Consider the following 17,276-nt stretch of genomic DNA (forward strand, 5'->3'; position numbering starts at 1 on the left):
GATCAGCCCAGAGCGGACTCGAACGCGCGGAAGGCACGCTGGTCGAAAAGGACGAAACGGACCTCCTCGATCGAGGTCTCCGGCAGCGTGGCACGCACCGTGTCGACCGCCTTGCGGGCGCCGTCGTCCATCGGCCAGCCGTACACGCCGGTCGAGATCGCCGGGAAGGCGATGGTGGTGGCACCGAGTTCGGTTGCGAGGCGCAGGGACTCGCGGTAGCAGGAGACGAGCAGGGATGAACGGTCCTCGTCGTAGGAGTGCACCGGTCCGACCGTGTGGATGACCCAACGTGCGTCGAGGTCTCCCGCGGTGGTGGCCACGGCCTCGCCGACGGGTAGTCCACGTTCGTAGGTGCCCGCCCGCAGCTCCTTGCACTCGGCGAGGATCGCCGGGCCGCCCCGCCGGTGGATCGCGCCGTCGACACCGCCGCCGCCCAGCAGTGTGGAGTTCGCGGCATTCACGATCGCGTCGACCGACTGTGTCGTGATGTCGCCCTGTATCAACGTGATGGACGTCATCAGACCATGATGCCTCCGGATCGACCGGCTGTGGCTAACTCTCGGCGCGCAGCACGGTACTGACGATCCCGGCGAGATAACCGAGTCGGGCGACCTCCGACGGCCGGAAGTCCGGTCCGCCGATGCGTCCGAGCAGGATCGCCTTCGACTCCGAGCCCAGGGGAGCCGCCGCGAGACGGGTGTCCATGTCCTGCCAGGCGCCGGGCACCCAGTCGCCGTCGGCGTCCAGCTCGACGGCTCTCTCGAGCGGTAGCCAATCCGCCCTGGTCAGCGGGGTCTCCGGGGCGCCGGACGAGCCGAAGAGCTGCAGCACGCCGCCGCTGGCGGGTGTGACCACCATCGCCCAGGAGACGCGCAGGACGCGGGGCGCGTTGTCCACCAGGATCTGCAACCGGTCACGTCCGGCAGTGGCCACCTGATCGACCAACTCGAGTTCACGATGGGTGTCCAGCACGCCCGAGTAGGGGCGGATCGAGTCGACACGGACGCCGTTGACCTTCTCGGCCGCGGTGATCAGGCTGTCGGGCAGCGCCCCGGGCGCCACCTCGACGACGAGGTCGTCCACGGCGTAACCGTTGCCGCGCTCGACGACCTCGAGGGACAGGATGTCTGCGCCGACCGAGCCGAGCTGCACGGCGAGCACGCCGAGGCTGCCCGGCCGGTCTTCGAGATAGACCCGCAACAGGTAGGACACGTGCGACATTCTCGCACCCACGCGCCGGCGGCGCGCAGTGCACGGCTGCCAACCGGTGGCTGGGGGAAGCGGTCGTCGCGGGTTCCCATAGTCTGGAGACGTCGCCCAGACGCCGACACGACATCGGTCGACGACACGGCGGGGGACGGCGAGACCCGAACGAAGAGTGATGGAAGGAAGGACGCTGCGGTGGCTGGCGAACCGAAGTCCATATCGCGCAACGAAGTCGCGCATCTGGCGCGTCTGTCGCGCCTGGCGTTGAGCGAGGACGAACTCGATGTCTACGCCGAGCAGCTGGACTCGATCCTGACCCACGTCGCGTCGGTGTCGGAAGTGGCCGCCGACGACGTGCCCGGCACGGCCCACCCGGCCGAACTGGCGAATGTGCTGCGCCCCGATGTCGTCGTCCCGGGGCTGACGACCGACGCCGCGCTGTCCGGTGCACCGGCCGTCGAGCAGGACCGTTTCGCGGTTCCGCAGATCCTGGGAGAAGAGCAGTGAGTCCCGATTCCAGCGCCGCCGCGCCGCGTCCCGACGGCGATCTGACCGGATTGTCCGCCGCCGAACTCGCCACCCGGATCGGTGCCCGCGAGGTCAGCTCGGTGGAGGTCACCCAGGCCCACCTCGACCGCATCGCCGAGATCGACGACCAACTCGGCGCGTTCCTCCACGTCAGTAGCGCCGAAGCGCTGGTCGCCGCGAAGGCCGCCGACGACGCGATCGCCGCCGGGGACGCCCCGTCGGCCCTCGCGGGTGTACCGATCGCCCTCAAGGACGTCTTCACCACCACCGACGCACCCACCACGTGCGGCTCCAAGATTCTCGAGGGTTGGGTTCCGCCCTACGACGCCACGGTCACCGCACGCCTGCGCGCCGCGGGCATCCCGATCCTGGGCAAGACCAACATGGACGAGTTCGCGATGGGCAGCTCGACCGAGAACTCCGCCTACCAGCTCACCCGGAACCCGTGGGATCCCAGCAAGATCCCGGGTGGTTCGGGGGGTGGCAGCGCCGCCGCGCTGGCCTCGTACCAGGCCCCGCTGGCGATCGGTACCGACACCGGGGGCTCGATCCGGCAGCCGGCCGCGGTCACCGCGACGGTCGGCGTCAAGCCCACGTACGGCACGGTCTCGCGCTACGGGCTCGTGGCGTGCGCCTCGTCGCTCGACCAGGGCGGCCCGTGTGGCCGTACCGTCCTCGACACCGCGATGCTGCACGAGATCATCGCCGGGCACGACCCGCGGGACTCGACCTCGATCGATGTGCCGGTGCCCGACGTCGTCTCGGCGGCCCGCGAAGGGGCCGAGCGGGATCTCGCCGGCGTCCGGATCGGTGTCGTCACCGAACTGCAGGGCGAGGGTTACCAGTCCGGCGTGCTCGACTCCTTCCACCAGGCCGTCAAGCTCCTCGAGGAGCGCGGCGCCGAGGTGGTCGAGGTCAGCTGCCCGCACTTCACCTACGCGCTGGGCGCCTATTACCTCATCCTCCCGTCGGAGGTGTCGTCGAACCTCGCGCGGTTCGACGCGATGCGCTACGGACTGCGGGTCGGCGACGACGGCTCGCATTCGGCCGATGAGGTCATGGCTCTGTCCCGGGAGCAGGGATTCGGTCCAGAGGTCAAGCGCCGCATCATGATCGGGACCTACGCGTTGTCCTCGGGCTACTACGACGCCTACTACGGTCAGGCGCAGAAGGTGCGCACCCTGATCGCGCGTGACTTCGCCACCGCCTTCGAGAAGGTCGACGTGCTCATCTCGCCGACCACGCCGACCACCGCGTTCCCGATCGGGGAGAAGGTCGACGACCCGCTCGCGATGTACCTGTTCGACCTGTGCACGCTGCCGGTGAACCTCGCCGGCATCGGGTCGATGTCGGTGCCGTCGGGGCTGTCGGTCGACGACGGCATGCCCGTCGGGCTGCAGATCATGGCGCCCGCCCTGGCCGACGACCGGCTGTACCGCGTGGGAGCGTCGTACGAAGCGGCTCGGGGGCCGATCGTCTGACGACCGGGGCGGCGTGCCGTCCTCGGTGCACGCCGTCGCGGGGCTGTCAATTCCGCATCGGCTGCGGCGGTCCGGACTGTTCGGACCCGTACCGGTGGCCGACCCCGGCCGCACCGTCGAGTGCGCCGAGAAGGTCGATGCTTGTCTGTACGAAACTGACCACGGGTAGCCACGGCGCCGACGGGACCCGCGGACCGCGGATGTGGGTGTCCTCGGTCGCGCGGTGCGGCCTCCACAGTCCGGCGGGTGACCAGCGCACGACGGGGTCGCTGGAATTGGCGAGAACCGTTCGCGAGGTGCGGGAATCCGGAGCGACGGTGCCCGCCGGCGGCGCGACCAGCACGGTCTCGTCGAGCAGAGCGGGGCGCTCGTTCTCCAGCCATACCCGGGCGGCGTCGGCGCCCACGGCACCGAGACTCTGCCCGTAGAGGATCACCCGCGGACGTTCGCGGTCGGGAACACCGTCGAGGACGGCCGCCAGTGCCGACACCACCGCGATCGCGGAGTCCGCCGATCGGGAGCGGTCGGACACGAAGGCCTGCCACGACGGCACGTCGTCGTAGGGGAGTGCGAGAACCCGGACGTCGCCGGCGAACCGGCTCTCGAAACCGTCGACCGCTGCCGGGTCGACCCATCCCGATCCGGTCGGCACGGCAACGACAACCGCCCGCGTCGACAGTCCGCCCGAACGCGCCCACGTCCGCACGAGTTGTGCAGCGGCGCGGTCGAATCCATCGGTGCTCAGCTCCCCGCGGGCCAGGACGTCCGAATGCGTCGCCACCGTCGTCGACGACGCCGGCACCGGCTGTTCGTCGGCGCCGGCGTCGGCGGGTGCCAGCAGTCCCGCCGTGAGGGCGACTGCGCCGGCCGCGAGCAGAGCGCAGCTGCGCGGGACGGCGACGATCGCCAGGACGATGACGGCCGGCGGGATCGTGGCCGCCGCGCCCCACCCGAGCCCGACGGGGGCGACGTCGACCGCCGCACGGATGAGGTTCTGCCACCAGACCGCCACGCCGACCGCGCATCCGAGGATCACCAGGCAAGAGCAGAACACGACGCGCCGTGCCTGGTCGTCCGGCTGTCGCCGGCTGCGCCGGGCGACGATCATCCCGATGATCGCACCCAGGGCGCCGAATGCCGCTGTCACGATCGCGGTCGTCGTCGCGTCCCGGGGCAGCGTGCCCGGATAGACCGCCATGAGGTAACCGAGGGTCACCGCGACACTGATCGCGGGATGCGGCCACGATCGGAACGGGCCGTCACGCAGCCAACGGGCGTCTCGGTACTTCGTCATCGCCGCACCTCGCGCTCGTCGGGATCGACCAGGGCGCGCTCGACGGTCGTGCGGACCAAGGCCGACAACGACTCGCCCCGGGCCGGGGGACCGCCGTACTGCCGCCACGTGTTCCACGCCAACCCGATCCGAGCGCCATGCGTGGCAGTCGTGCAGGCAGCTGTCCGGCAGGAGGCGTACATCCGGTCGATCAGCATGCGGTCCAGCGCGATCCGGGCCCAGGCGCCGAGCGGTTTGCCGTTTCGCTGCGCCGCCCGCAACAGGTCGTAGCCGAGATCGTGGGTGCGGCACAGCGGGGTGAAGTGCGGTGGCAACGGAACCGGCGACGAGCAGTCCCCATCCGGGTCGATCGGGTATCCGTCGACGATCCGCGGGGAGTACCCCTGCGCCACGACGAAGGACGGCGGAAGGGACGCCAGTGCGGTGGCCGGGTGCGGTCCCACGAGGGCGACGACCACGGCCGCGTAGGGATTGGTCGCATCGGCCGCCGGCGCCGCCACCGCCGGGCTCGGTGCTGCGAGGAGCGGGCCTGCGACGGCGTGTGCGGTCGAGGCCCACTGGCCGGTGACGAGTACGGCCAGGGTGAGCATCGCCGCCCACCACCGCGACCGTCGTCGGCGAGTGGTTGCGGAGAGATCGCGGTGCTGGTGTAAGACGTTGTCCGACGGAAGCTTTCGGATGTTCTCTGATCCGGTCATGAGCATCGACGCTATGAGTCCGGATTCGGCCGGCACATCGCTCCGCGGGACCGGCCGCGGTCGTCCCCAGGCCGGTTCGTCGGCGCCGAAACGCTACGACGGTAGCGGGTCGTCTCCCTCGGAAGTATGAGGTCTTCGAGCGGTCGGCGAGCCTAGGGTGAGGGCATGTTCGGATACCGCAAGAAGCTCCGCGCGGTGGGGGCGTCCTCACTGGAATGGGCGTCGACCGCACCGGTTGCCCAGGACCCCGCGGTGCGGCACTACTTCTCGTCGCGCCTCAACTGGTTCTTCCTGTTCGTGGCGCTGGTCATGTACTCGGTTGCGTGGCCGACGCTCCCGATCACCCACTCGATGCCGGTGTTCGTGCTACCCGTGGTCGCTGCCTTCGCGGCCCTGCCGATCGCCCTCGCGTGGTCGGCCCCGTTGCTGGGGTGGGCGATCTCGGTGGTCTCCGCCCAACTCATCGGCATCATCGTCCCGACCCGGGGCGGGTGGGAGCTGACGATCCAGGTCACCCACCTGATCGAACTGCTGGTCCTCACGTTCATGGCTTTCCTCAAGTGCCCGCTGCGATGGATTCCGGTGGTCTGGGTCTCGACGTCGATCGTCATCGCCTTCGCCGTGCAACCGACCGCGCGCGTCGGGTGGGTCTTCGGGATCTCGGTGCTCGCGGTCGTGGTCGCGTTGCTGCGCGGACTGATGGCTTCGCGCCGGCAGTTGGCGGTGCGCACCGAGCAGACCGAGGCCGCCGAAGCCGAGGCGGCCGTACTCCAGGAGCGGGCGCGCATCGCCCGGGACCTGCACGATGTGGTCGCTCACCGGATGTCGATGGTGGTGGTGATGTCACAGACCGCCAGATATCGCCTGCCGGATGTGAGCCCTTCTGCCGCAGCGGAATTCGACGCCATCGCCGAGGCGGCACGTACGTCCCTCGACGAGGTCCGACAGTTGCTCGGGGTCCTGCGCGTCGAGGGTGCGGATGCTTCGGCGGCACCCAATCCCGGCCTGGCCGAACTCGATTCGCTGGTCACCGAGACACGCCGCGCGGGTGCCGAGGTCGTGCTGAACCTGGCCATCGACGCCGACGAGGTCGGTGAATCGGCCGCCCTGGTGATCTATCGGATCGTGCAGGAGTCGCTGGCCAATGCCACCCGGCACGCCCCCGGCGGGCGCGTGGACGTCGAGGTGAGGCGCGGGGACGATGATCTCGTCGACGTCGCCGTGGTCAACACGGCCGCGACCGCTGAACCGCTGCAGATCGGCGGGAGCGGGGTGGGTATCCCCGGGATGATCGATCGCGCTCAGGCGGTGGGTGGTTCGCTGGTCGCCGCGCCGACCCCGACCGGCGGATTTTCGGTGCGGGCTCGCATCCCGGCGACGCCGCGCCGGGACGTCGTCGTGCCCGAGCCGATCGTGACCGCCACGGGTTCCGGTGAGCCGTCGTCGCGACGACGGTAGCGTGACGGCGTGCCGATCACCGTAGTCATCGCAGATGACCAGGCCATGGTGCGTCAGGGCTTTTCGGCGCTGCTCGCCGCGCAACCCGACCTCTCGGTCCTCGGCGATGCCGCCGACGGGGTCGAGGCCGTCGAGGTGTGTCGTCGGGTGCGTCCCGACGTCGTGCTGATGGATGTGCGGATGCCGCGCAAGGACGGACTGTGGGCCGCGGAGCAGATCCTCGCGTCGTCTGCCGAACCGCCCACGCGCGTGTTGATGCTGACGACCTTCGACATCGACGACTACGTGTACGAGGCGCTGCGCATAGGGGCATCGGGATTCTTGCTGAAGGATGCGCCCGCCGATGAGCTGGTGCGAGCGGTCCGCGTCGTGGCCGCGGGTGAGGCGTTGCTGGCACCGTCGATCACACGGCGGCTGATCACCGAGGTCACCGCCAGGCGCCGGCGGCCGGCGCGGGATCAGAAGCTCGACACGCTCACCCCGCGGGAGCGCGAGGTGCTCGAACTGGTGTCCGACGGCAAGTCCAACGCCGAGATCGGCGCGGACCTGTTCGTGACCGAGCAGACGGTGAAGACCCATGTGAGCAGTCTCCTGAACAAGCTCCGGCTCCGGGATCGAGCTCAGGCCGTCGTGTTCGCCTACGAGAACGGCATCAAGTGATTTCGCGACCAGCGCCGGGCTCGCCGGGGCACTAGATTGGGGTTGCTCGGGCAGGTTGACCGATGACGACAGGGAGGGTGGTCTCACCAGTGGCCAAGAGGTTCGGCATTCTGACGTCCGGGGGAGACTGCCCCGGACTGAACGCGGTCATCCGCGGCGCAGTGCTCAAGGGTGAGACCGTGTACGGCCACGAGTTCGTCGGCTTCCGGGACGGCTGGGCCGGACTGGTCTACGGCGACATCGTCGAATTGAACCGGTCGACGGTCCGCGGCCTGTCGAACCAGGGCGGCACCATTCTCGGCACGAGCCGGTTCGGTCCCTACTCCGAACCCGACGGCGGTCCCGAGAACATCAAGAAGGTGTTGAAGAACCTCGAGATCGACGGCGTGATCGCGATCGGCGGCGAGGGCACGGCGGCGGCGTCGAAGCGGTTGTTCGACGACGGCATCAACATCGTCGGGGTTCCCAAGACCATCGACAACGACATCGCCGCCACCGACTACACCTTCGGGTTCAACACCGCGGTGGAGATCGCGACCGAGGCCATCGACCGCCTCCGCACCACCGGCAACTCGCACAAACGGTGCATGGTCCTCGAGGTCATGGGTCGCCATGCCGGCTGGATCGCCCTGCACTCCGGGATCGCCGGCGGCGCCCACGTCATCCTGATCCCGGAGAACCCCGAGAGTCTCGACCAGATCTGTGCCTGGGTCACCAGCGTCAAGTCGCGCGGGCGTTCGCCGATGGTCGTCGTCGCCGAGGGGTTCAAGCTCCCGGAGATGAAGGAGGCGTACTCCACCAAAGGCCTCGACGGTTTCAACCGCCCCCGACTCGGTGGTGTGGCCGAGGTGCTCGCCCCGCTCATCGAGGAGCGGACCGGGATCGAGACCCGGGCCACCATCCTCGGCCACATCCAGCGCGGCGGCGTGCCGTCGGCCTACGACCGGGTGCTCGCGACCCGCATGGGGATGGCGACCGCCGACCTCGTCGCCGAGAAGGGCTGGGGGCAGATGGTCGCGCTTCACGGCACCGACATCGCCCGGATCACCTTCGACGAGGCACTCGGTGAACTGAAGACGGTGCCGTTGGATCAGTACAAGGAGATTCGGGTCATCTTCGGCTGAGCGACTCCGGGCCGTCAGGCCACCGGGGTGACCGTCGCGGCCGGCTCGCGCGGGATGATGATCCAGAGCGCCAGGTAGATCAGGACCTGGGGTCCGGGCAGCAGCATCGACAGGATGAACAGCACGCGGATGAGCGTCGGATCCCAGCCCCAACGTTGCGCGATACCACCGCAGACACCGCCCAGCCACGAGTTGCTGCGCGAACGCATCAGGCGGGGGCCGCTGTAGGCGGGTTGCGGGGTGGTCATCTCGTCCTCCTGTGTGGATTGTGGTCCGGCGTCGTTCGCCGGTGACATCCACGCTACGAGCGGGTCCGGCTCCCGGCATCGGTGATCACCCTGAACGTGCCCCTGGGATATCGCCGCATAAACTGGCCGCTATGACTTCCGCAGCCGTCGACCTGTTGGACTACGACGAGGTGCTTGCCGCATTCGATCCGGTGATGGGTCTCGAGGTGCACGTCGAGCTGGGCACCGCGACCAAGATGTTCTGCGGGTGCCCCACCGAGTTCGGCGCCGACCCGAACACCCAGGTGTGCCCGGTGTGTATCGGACTGCCGGGTTCGCTCCCGGTCGCCAACGCCAAGGCCATCGAGTCCGCGATCCGCATCGGCCTCGCGCTGAACTGCTCCATCCGGCCGTCGAGCGTCTTCGCGCGGAAGAACTACTTCTACCCGGATCAGCCGAAGAACTACCAGATCTCGCAGTACGACGAGCCGATCGCCTACGACGGTTTCCTCGACGTCGTGCTCGGCGACGGCACCACCTGGCGGGTCGAGATCGAGCGCGCCCACATGGAGGAGGACACCGGCAAGTCGCTGCACATCGGCGGCTCGACGGGTCGAATCCACGGCGCGAGTCATTCGCTGCTCGACTACAACCGCGCGGGCGTGCCGCTCGTCGAGATCGTGACGCGGCCCATCGAGGGCGCGGGGGAACGCGCGCCCGAGGTCGCCCGGGCCTACGTGTCGGCGCTGCGCGACCTGCTCAAGTCGCTGGACGTGTCGGACGTGCGTATGGACCAGGGGTCGATGCGCTGCGATGTGAACCTGTCGCTGAAGACGAAGGACGCCACCGAATTCGGTACGCGCACCGAGACCAAGAACGTCAACTCGCTCAAGAGCGTCGAGGTGGCGGTTCGCTACGAGATGCGCCGTCAGGCCGCCATCCTGGAGGCCGGCGGCGAGATCGTCCAGGAGACGCGGCACTTCCACGAGACCGACGGCACCACGTCGGCCGGGCGCCGCAAGGAGACCGCCGAGGACTACCGCTACTTCCCGGAGCCGGATCTGCCTCCGGTGCAGCCGGATTCGGCGTGGATCGAGGAGTTGCGGGCGAACCTGCCCGAGCTGCCGTGGCTACGTCGCGCCCGCATCCAGGAGGACTGGGGAGTCTCCGACGAGGTCATGCGTGACCTCGTCAACGTCGGCGCGGTCGATCTCATCATCGCCACCGTCGACGCCGGGGCAGCACCCGAGGCGGCGCGCGGCTGGTGGGTGTCCTTCCTTGCGCAGCAGGCCAATTCTCGCGGAGTCGAACTCGCCGACCTGTCCATCACGCCGGCGCAGGTCGCCGAGATCATCGGGCTGGTCGACGAGGGCAGACTCACGACCAAGCTGGCGCAGCAGGTCGCGACCGCCGTCCTCGACGGTGAGGGTGAGCCCGCTCAGATCGTTGCCGACCGCGGCCTCGAGGTGGTTCGGGACGATTCCGCGCTCCAGAAGGCGGTCGACGACGCGCTCGCCGCCAACCCCGACATCGCCGACAAGATCCGCGGCGGGAAGGTCCAGGCCGCCGGCAAGATCGTCGGAGACGTCATGAAAGCGACTCGCGGACAAGCAGACCCGGCCCGCGTCAAAGAACTCGTCATCGCGGCCTGTTCCTGAGGGCGCAGCCCCTCTGCTCCCTGATCCGAAAGACGACATAACCATTGCTCCCTGAGGTGCGAGGAGCGCCAGCGACGAGCCACGAAGGGCCTGGTGAGACAGGTTGCGGAGCCCTTCGTGGCTCGCTTAACTCGCACCTCAGGGAGCAGAGATGTGGACGCTCAAGAGTGTTCTTTCACGATCCACGACGGCCGCCCGGCCGCAGTTACTGAGGTGCGGGGAGCGCACGCCGCCGGGCCGAGCAAGCGACGAAGGAGCGCGTCGAGGTCGACGAGCCTTGAAGGGCGCGTCCCGGTCACGTCCGGTCGTTGCCACCGCCGGAGGGCAGGAAGCGGAACACGCGATCGTCGGTGGGCTTCGCTGAACCCACCTCCTTGTTGACGGTCGCCACCTGCAGCAGCCCGTTGGGGAGCGCGGCCATCCGGCCGAGGGCACCGTACCGCCGGTCGAGCACGACGGCCGGAGCGGTGATCGTCGGCTCCTCGCGAGTGGGCTCGTTGATGGCCTCGATGCGCTGGGTGCGTGTCGTCGAGACGAAGATGCTGCCCCCGGCGACCCCGCAACCCGCGATCTGCGGCCGGTCCGGCCACGTCCACAGCACCTTGGGTCCGCCTTCTTCGAGCACCTGCACGCGATCCTCGGTGGCCGTCTGGTCGGCGACGTAGACCGTCCCGGTGGAAGCGTTGGGACACAACGCCACCGACGACCCGAAGCCGGATGCGAGGATCGCCGGCCGCGGGCCGTCGCCAGAGGTGAACGAGGTCACCAGCAGTACCTTGCCCGCGAGGGACGACGGATCGTCCGCGGCCGCGGGATTCCCGGCATTGCCGGTGGCGACGACGAGTTCGGTCGGGGACCGGAAGTACATCGCGCCCATGTTCCCGGTGGCGCCCTTGGGGATGCCGGTCAGGATCGGCTTGGGCACGTCTCCCGGTGCCAGGCGGACGATGCGGTTGTCCGACGGGGTCGTGATGTAGGCGTAGATCAACCGGTCCTGAGAATAGGTGGGGGAGTAGGCGAAATCGATCAGACCGCCGTCACCGGACGCATCGACCGGCGTCTCTCCCAGGGTCCGGGCAGGACCGTAGCGTTTGGTCGTGATGATCTTGCCGGTCGTGCGTTCGGCGACGACGGTGACCTCGCCCTGCTCGTCGCCGGGCATCACACCGCCGGTGGACGCGAGGCACGTCGCGATCACCGCGGGGTCGGGGTCGACGCACGGGCCGGTCGGTGGCGGTTGCGTCTCGCGCGGGGTCTCCGGCGGTGGCGTCGGCTTGGGCTGGCCGCTCGGCCGGTTGTTCGGGCTGAACGCACCCGCCTCGCGTTGATTGTCCTGGGCGCTGAAGTCCGCGCAGCCGCCGACCAGCACCACGACCGCCGTCAGCACCGTCACCAGCACTCGCCACCGGGCCCACACCCGGCGGTCCGCCGTCGCGGCTGAACTCGTCCGGGCATCGTCGCGCGTGCCCGTCGGGCGCCCCTTCCACATGGCGTCCACAGTAATGGTGCTCCGGGTGACGGTGCCCCGAGCGTGGTGCCCCGACTCACCCCGTCGGGGTCCGGTGACCGCAGTCCGCGAGCCTCTAGAGTCGGGCGTGTGAGCGAACGCGACACGTCGGGCACCAGCGAGCGCGACACACCGGCGACGAGCCCCTACGACGAACCGACCGGACAGATCCCGGTCCCGGGCGGCGCGACCGGCGCACCCGGCACGGGACCCGGGGCGGGCAGTTCGCGTCCCGACGCCGGCCCGCCGACGCCACCCGCGGTGACCGACCGCGACGACTTCTACAACCGGCACGCCCGGCGGTCGCCGGCCCCCTACTCCCGGGTGGACGATCTCGACGACCTCGATCCCGGCGACGTCGAGACCCGTTCGGTCGCCGCTGGTCCGGCCGCGGCTCCTCGGTCCGGTCCGGCGCCGACGCGACCGGCCGCGACGACCGCGGGGCCCGGCGCCGGAACGGGTGTACCGGCCGATGACGACTTCGAGACCGTACAGTTCGCCAAACAGCCCGGCCCCGCGCGCGTGCAGACCGCCGACGACGCGGTCACCACCCCGGAGCCCGCCCTGCCGCCGGTCGGCACCGCGCGCTACGACTTCGTCGATGACGACGACGATCTGATCTCCCGCGCCCGAGCGCACGACGCCGCGTCCGACACCGAAGTACTTGACGACGAGCCGCGCGGTCGTCGTCGGTTCGGGCGGCGCCGAACCGACGACGACACCGATGATCGGCGCGGTGCCGGGGCCGACGACGACCTCGAGGACGCGCTCGCGAAATCGCGGCGCGGCACCATCGACCTGGGTTTGCTGCTGTTGCGTGTTGCGCTCGGCGGCCTGGTCGGTGCGCACGGCCTGCAGAAGCTCTTCGGGTTGTGGAACGGTCCGCGGTTGAGCGGCTTCGAGTCCATGCTCGTCGACGCCGGCTTCACCGCCGACTACGCCCAGATCCTCGCCATCGTCGGTGCGCTGTCGGAGACGATCGGTGGACTGATGGTGATCCTCGGGCTGCTGACCCCGATCGGGGCGTCGGCGATCCTCGGCACCATGCTCGTCGCCGCGGCCTACAAGATGTCGATGGCCGATGGCTTCTCGTTCTTCGCCGCCGCCGGCGGGGTCGAGTTCGAGCTCTTCCTCGCGGTGGCCGCGGCGGTCGTCATCCTGACCGGCCCGGGTCTGTACTCACTCGACTATCCACGGGGTTGGGCGCGACGGCCGTTCGTCGGCTCGTTCCTCTGGCTCATCGTCGGCGTGGCGGCAGCTGTCGCCGTCTGGGTCCTGGCCAACGGGAGCAACCCGCTCATCTGAGTCGGCACCGACACAGAACGCGGGGACGTATCGGAATCCGATACGTCCCCGCACTCTGTGCTGAGTAGTCAGTCGACCTGACGCACCGCGCCGCGGTCGGCAGACGTCGCGAGCTTGGCGTACGCGCGCAGTGCGGTGGTCACCGTGCGCTGACGATCCTTCGGCTGCCATGGCCGTTCGGAGGCCTCCATCTTGGCGCGCCGCTCGGCGAGCACCTCGTCGTCGACCAGGACCTCGAGGCGGCGGGTCTTGACGTCGATGACGATCGGGTCGCCGTCCTCGACGAGTCCGATGGCACCACCCGACGCGGCTTCGGGGGACATGTGACCGACCGACAGGCCCGACGATCCGCCGGAGAACCGGCCGTCGGTGATGAGCGCGCACTTCTTGCCCATCCCGGTGCCCTTCATGAAGGCTGTCGGATGCAGCATCTCCTGCATGCCGGGGCCGCCCGCGGGACCCTCGTACCGCACGACGAGGACCTCGCCGGCCTGGATGGTCTTGGAGAGGATGACCTGGACGGCGTCTTCCTGGCTCTCGACGACACGGGCCGGACCCTCGAAGTGCCACAGGTCCTCGTCGATGCCCGCCGTCTTCAGGACAGCGCCGTCGGGGGCGAGGTTGCCGCGCAGCACGCACAGACCGCCCTCGACGGTGTAGGCGTGCTCGAGGTCGCGGATGCAACCGCCCGAGGCATCGGTGTCGAGCGAACTCCACCGGTTCGACGTCGAGAACGGAGTGGTGGTGCGGACGCCGCCCGGTGCGGCGTGGAAGAGTTCGACGGCCTCGGCGATCGCCTTGCCGCCGCGGATGTCCCAGTCGTCGAGCGCCTGGGCCATGGTCGGGGTGTGCACGGTCGACGCGGTGTCGTCGAGCAGGCCCGCGCGGCGCAGTTCCCCGAGGATCGCCGGGATTCCGCCGGCCCGGTGGACGTCCTCCATGTGGTAGTCCGAATTCGGCGAGACCTTCGACAGACACGGCACGTTGCGGCTGATCTCGTCGATGACCCCGAGGTCGAAATCGACGACCTCCCCCTCCTGCGCGGCGGCGAGGATGTGCAGCACGGTGTTGGTCGAACCGCCCATCGCGACGTCGAGGGCCATTGCGTTGCGAAACGCGGTCGGCGTGGCGATGTTCCGCGGCAGCACCGATGCGTCGTCGTCGCGATACCAACGTGTCGCCGCATCGACGACGACCGTGCCCGCGCGCGCGAACAGGGCGCGGCGGGCCTCGTGGGTGGCCAGCGTCGAGCCGTTGCCGGGCAGCGCGAGTCCCAGCGCCTCGGTCAGACAGTTCATCGAGTTGGCCGTGAACATGCCCGAGCACGAACCGCACGTGGGGCACGCCGACCGCTCGACCTCGTCGAGTCCGGCGTCGTCGACAGCACTGTTCGCCGACGCCGAGATCGTGGTGATCAGGTCCGACGACGGATGTGCGACATCGCCGACGACGACTGCCTTGCCGGCTTCCATCGGCCCGCCGGAGACGAACACCGTCGGGATGTTCAGGCGCATCGCGGCGTTGAGCATCCCGGGAGTGATCTTGTCGCAGTTGGAGATACACACCAGCGCGTCCGCGGTGTGGGCGTTGACCATGTATTCGACCGAGTCGGCGATGATCTCGCGACTGGGCAGCGAGTAGAGCATGCCGCCGTGACCCATCGCGATGCCGTCGTCGACGGCGATGGTGTGGAACTCCCGCGGCACGCCACCGGCGGCCCGCACGGCCTCGGCCACGATGTCGCCGACGTCCTTCAGATGCACATGCCCCGGCACGAACTGGGTGTAGGAGTTGGCGATGGCCACGATCGGCTTGCCGAAGTCGTCGTCGGTCATCCCGGTGGCGCGCCACAGGGAGCGGGCGCCGGCGGCTTCGCGGCCGACGGTGGTGGTACGTGACCTCAGAGCAGGCATGGGTTCCTCGAATCGATCGTGTGGCTCAGGCGGGCCCGGCGCGATCGGACGTGCGGTGACGGACCGGCGCCGGACTCTTCGGCTCAACACCGCGACCCCGGGTGTGTTCCCACGGGCTGTGGCCCGGGCGAACTGTGTTGACGGGCGCCGCCTCGCTGAGGGTGGGCGTGAGGGAGCACCGAGAAGCAGGCTACTCCGCTGCGACGATGGGTAACAAAACCATTCGGGCGTGCGGGCCGGGCCGCGCCGGTGCAGTCCTCGGTCGGGGTCAGATCCCCAGCACCGTCTTGGCGATCGAGAAGTAGAGGAGAAGGCCGGTGGCGTCGCAGAACGTCGAGATGAACGGCGTGGAGAACACCGCGGGGTCGACGCGGATCGACTTCGCGATCAGCGGCATCACGCCGCCCACGGTCGCGGCCAGGGTGCACACCGACAGGATCGTCAGGCCGATCACCACACCGATCTCGAGGCCGTAGACGAGTGCGGCGACGGTGAACCCGGCGAGTCCGAGTAGCGCGCCCATGGTCAGTCCGACGCGGACCTCCTTGGCGGCGACGCGGGCGACGTCGCGCGGGGCGACCTCGTCGGTGGCGAGTGCGCGGGTCACGGTCGTCGCCGCCTGCGAACCGGTGTTCCCGCCGATCCCGGTGAGCAGCGGGATGAACAGTGCCAGCGCGACCCGCTGCTCGAGGGTGCCCTCGAAGATCTCCAGCACGTTGACGGTGAGGATCGCCGACACCGCGAGCACGAACAGCCACACGATCCGGGCGCGCGTGATCGACAGGATGGACGAGAACAGGTACGGGTCGCGGAGGGGTTCACGCGCGCCCGCACGGGCCTCGTCGGTGTCCCGGGCCTGCTCGACGACGTCGACGGCATCGTCGATGGTCAGGACGCCGACCAGGCGGCTGTCGCTGTCGACGACGGGCATGGCGAGGATTCCCCGGTCCACACACCTCTGCGCGGTGGCCTCGGCGTCATCCTCGGCATGAGCGAACATCGGCTTGTTCATCAGGTCGTGGACGGGTTGGGCCGGGTCGGCCAGGAGGAGGTCGCGCAGGCTGACCACACCGCACAGCGAGCGAGCGCCGTCGAGGACGGGCACCGTGTAGATCGTCTCCGCGGCGTGTCCGCGTTCTCGCACGCGGGCCAACGCGTCGCCGGCCGGTTCGTCCTCTCGGGCGTGGACGAACTCGGGACTCATCCGACGCCCCACCGAACCGCGCGGGTAGCCGAGAACCACCGCGGTCATGTCGCGTTCGGCCGGGGTGAGCTGCTGGATCAGCGACTTGGCGACTCCCGCGGGCAACTCGTCCAGCAACTCGGCGCGATCGTCGGGGTCGAGGTGGTCGAAGGCGGCGGCCACGTCCGCGGTGCCCAGATCGTCGATGAGGCGGCGCTGCGAGCCGGCCGACAGATCGTCGAACACCTCCACCGCGAGGTCCTTGGCCAGCAGACGGAACGCGACGCCACGGGACTTGTGGGGGAGCCGGTCGAGCAGGGCGGCGATGTCGCCCGCGGGCATCGCGGACAGCGTCGTCCCGACGTCTGCGAGGCGACCTGCCGAGATCAGTTCGTCGAGTTCACCGGCGTCGAATGTTCGGGTGTGCTCCACGGCCGCACTCTATTGCCGGCAGGTGGAGGCCTCTGAGACCGAGCGGAGTCGGATCCGTGCCAGAAACGAGGAGACCGTGACTACTCGGCAGAGCGGGCCGCCTCGAAGGGGTCCGGAATGCGGCCACCACTGACGAGCGACAACGCGGGAAGATCGCGGAAACCGATGGCCGGCAGACGAACTCGACTGCCATCTGTGAGGACCGCACGCACCGAACTCCACTTCGGGAACTGCAGTCCGGCGATGTCGGACCAGGCGATCTCGGTGGTCGAGAACATCCGCACCGAGGTGAGTCCGTTCTCGGTGACCACGGTCCGCAACCGGCGAATCCACAGCCAGACCAGGACCGGGACGATCAGGGCGAAGGCAAACCACGGGGAGGCGCCGACCAGGAGCACGACCACCAGAGCGGCCATCGGGACCGTGAAGTACGCGGTCCGGTTGATACGGAACGTCACCGGATAGTCGAATGCGACGTCGTCGTCGGCAGGGGTCGCGCTGGTCTTCGGGTCTACGGGGTCGGTGGAATCAGTCGGCACCGTTCCATTGTGCCAACCGGCCCCGAGGTCCCTCGCCGACGGGTTCGTCGCGCCGGACCGAAA

General features: G+C 69.3%; 16 protein-coding genes. 7 read left to right on the forward strand and 9 right to left on the reverse strand.

The features are described from left to right. Positions 1-2: 2 nt before the first annotated feature. Entirely contained in the window at positions 3-518 is a 516-nt protein-coding gene (locus JW364_RS05080; protein ID WP_165629819.1) for an O-acetyl-ADP-ribose deacetylase, read from the reverse strand. Between the two features lie 34 nt (positions 519-552). Next, a complete protein-coding gene (locus JW364_RS05085) occupies positions 553-1,221 on the reverse strand; it encodes an amino acid-binding protein (protein ID WP_065632686.1) in 669 nt (222 codons plus the stop codon). A 180-nt stretch (positions 1,222-1,401) separates the two neighbouring features. On the opposite strand from JW364_RS05085, the gene gatC reads away from it, so the two are divergent. Further along, complete coding sequence (gene gatC / locus JW364_RS05090) at positions 1,402-1,713, forward strand: Asp-tRNA(Asn)/Glu-tRNA(Gln) amidotransferase subunit GatC (protein ID WP_065632687.1); 312 nt, start codon at positions 1,402-1,404, stop codon at positions 1,711-1,713. Beyond that, positions 1,710-3,215, forward strand: coding sequence for an Asp-tRNA(Asn)/Glu-tRNA(Gln) amidotransferase subunit GatA (gatA, locus tag JW364_RS05095; protein WP_205333477.1), 1,506 nt, complete (start codon positions 1,710-1,712; stop codon positions 3,213-3,215). Before gatC ends, gatA begins: the two co-directional genes overlap by 4 nt. A gap of 46 nt (positions 3,216-3,261) precedes the next feature. Here the strand turns inward: gatA and JW364_RS05100 are convergent, their stop codons facing one another. Both JW364_RS05100 and JW364_RS05105 read right to left on the reverse strand, forming a co-directional pair. Further along, a complete protein-coding gene (locus tag JW364_RS05100; protein ID WP_205333478.1) occupies positions 3,262-4,509 on the reverse strand; it encodes an alpha/beta-hydrolase family protein in 1,248 nt (415 codons plus the stop codon). Further along, on the reverse strand, positions 4,506-5,207 hold the full coding sequence (locus tag JW364_RS05105) for a hypothetical protein (protein WP_240198662.1): 702 nt from the start codon (positions 5,205-5,207) through the stop codon (positions 4,506-4,508). Before JW364_RS05105 ends, JW364_RS05100 begins: the two co-directional genes overlap by 4 nt. A 165-nt stretch (positions 5,208-5,372) precedes the next feature. Here JW364_RS05105 and JW364_RS05110 point away from each other — a divergent pair, with 165 nt between their 5' ends. From JW364_RS05110 to JW364_RS05120, 3 genes are all read left to right on the forward strand, one after another. Then, positions 5,373-6,665, forward strand: coding sequence for a sensor histidine kinase (locus JW364_RS05110; RefSeq protein ID WP_205333480.1), 1,293 nt, complete (start codon positions 5,373-5,375; stop codon positions 6,663-6,665). A 9-nt stretch (positions 6,666-6,674) separates the two neighbouring features. Beyond that, positions 6,675-7,325 (forward strand): response regulator transcription factor, encoded by a 651-nt coding sequence (locus tag JW364_RS05115; protein WP_165629824.1) that lies wholly within the window; start codon positions 6,675-6,677, stop codon positions 7,323-7,325. A gap of 89 nt (positions 7,326-7,414) precedes the next feature. After that, positions 7,415-8,449, forward strand: coding sequence for a 6-phosphofructokinase (locus JW364_RS05120; protein WP_058252148.1), 1,035 nt, complete (start codon positions 7,415-7,417; stop codon positions 8,447-8,449). 14 nt (positions 8,450-8,463) lie between these two features. Here the strand turns inward: JW364_RS05120 and JW364_RS05125 are convergent, their stop codons facing one another. Further along, on the reverse strand, positions 8,464-8,697 hold the full coding sequence (locus JW364_RS05125; protein ID WP_058252197.1) for a PspC domain-containing protein: 234 nt from the start codon (positions 8,695-8,697) through the stop codon (positions 8,464-8,466). A 131-nt stretch (positions 8,698-8,828) separates the two neighbouring features. Between JW364_RS05125 and gatB the strand changes: the two genes are divergently transcribed. Further along, positions 8,829-10,334 (forward strand): Asp-tRNA(Asn)/Glu-tRNA(Gln) amidotransferase subunit GatB, encoded by a 1,506-nt coding sequence (gene gatB / locus JW364_RS05130; RefSeq protein ID WP_078112932.1) that lies wholly within the window; start codon positions 8,829-8,831, stop codon positions 10,332-10,334. A 295-nt stretch (positions 10,335-10,629) separates the two neighbouring features. On the opposite strand, the gene JW364_RS05135 is transcribed toward gatB, so the two are convergent. Next, on the reverse strand, positions 10,630-11,823 hold the full coding sequence (locus tag JW364_RS05135; RefSeq protein ID WP_240198664.1) for a PQQ-dependent sugar dehydrogenase: 1,194 nt from the start codon (positions 11,821-11,823) through the stop codon (positions 10,630-10,632). A gap of 108 nt (positions 11,824-11,931) precedes the next feature. Between JW364_RS05135 and JW364_RS05140 the strand changes: the two genes are divergently transcribed. Next, positions 11,932-13,146 (forward strand): DoxX family protein, encoded by a 1,215-nt coding sequence (locus tag JW364_RS05140; RefSeq protein WP_165629825.1) that lies wholly within the window; start codon positions 11,932-11,934, stop codon positions 13,144-13,146. Positions 13,147-13,214: 68 nt separating this feature from the next. Here JW364_RS05140 and ilvD read toward each other — a convergent pair whose 3' ends face one another. From ilvD to JW364_RS05155, 3 genes are all read right to left on the reverse strand, one after another. Further along, a complete protein-coding gene (gene ilvD / locus JW364_RS05145) occupies positions 13,215-15,059 on the reverse strand; it encodes a dihydroxy-acid dehydratase (protein ID WP_165629826.1) in 1,845 nt (614 codons plus the stop codon). 268 nt (positions 15,060-15,327) lie between these two features. Continuing rightward, the gene (mgtE, locus tag JW364_RS05150) at positions 15,328-16,674 is read right to left on the reverse strand and encodes a magnesium transporter (RefSeq protein ID WP_165629827.1); all 1,347 of its coding nucleotides are present in this window, start codon (positions 16,672-16,674) and stop codon (positions 15,328-15,330) included. 80 nt (positions 16,675-16,754) lie between these two features. Next, positions 16,755-17,213, reverse strand: a complete 459-nt coding sequence (locus JW364_RS05155; protein ID WP_165629828.1) for a PH domain-containing protein — start codon at positions 17,211-17,213, stop codon at positions 16,755-16,757. Positions 17,214-17,276 lie beyond the last annotated feature (63 nt).

The sequence above is a fragment of the Gordonia sp. BP-119 genome (genome assembly GCF_016924115.1).
GTDB lineage: Bacteria > Actinomycetota > Actinomycetes > Mycobacteriales > Mycobacteriaceae > Gordonia > Gordonia hongkongensis.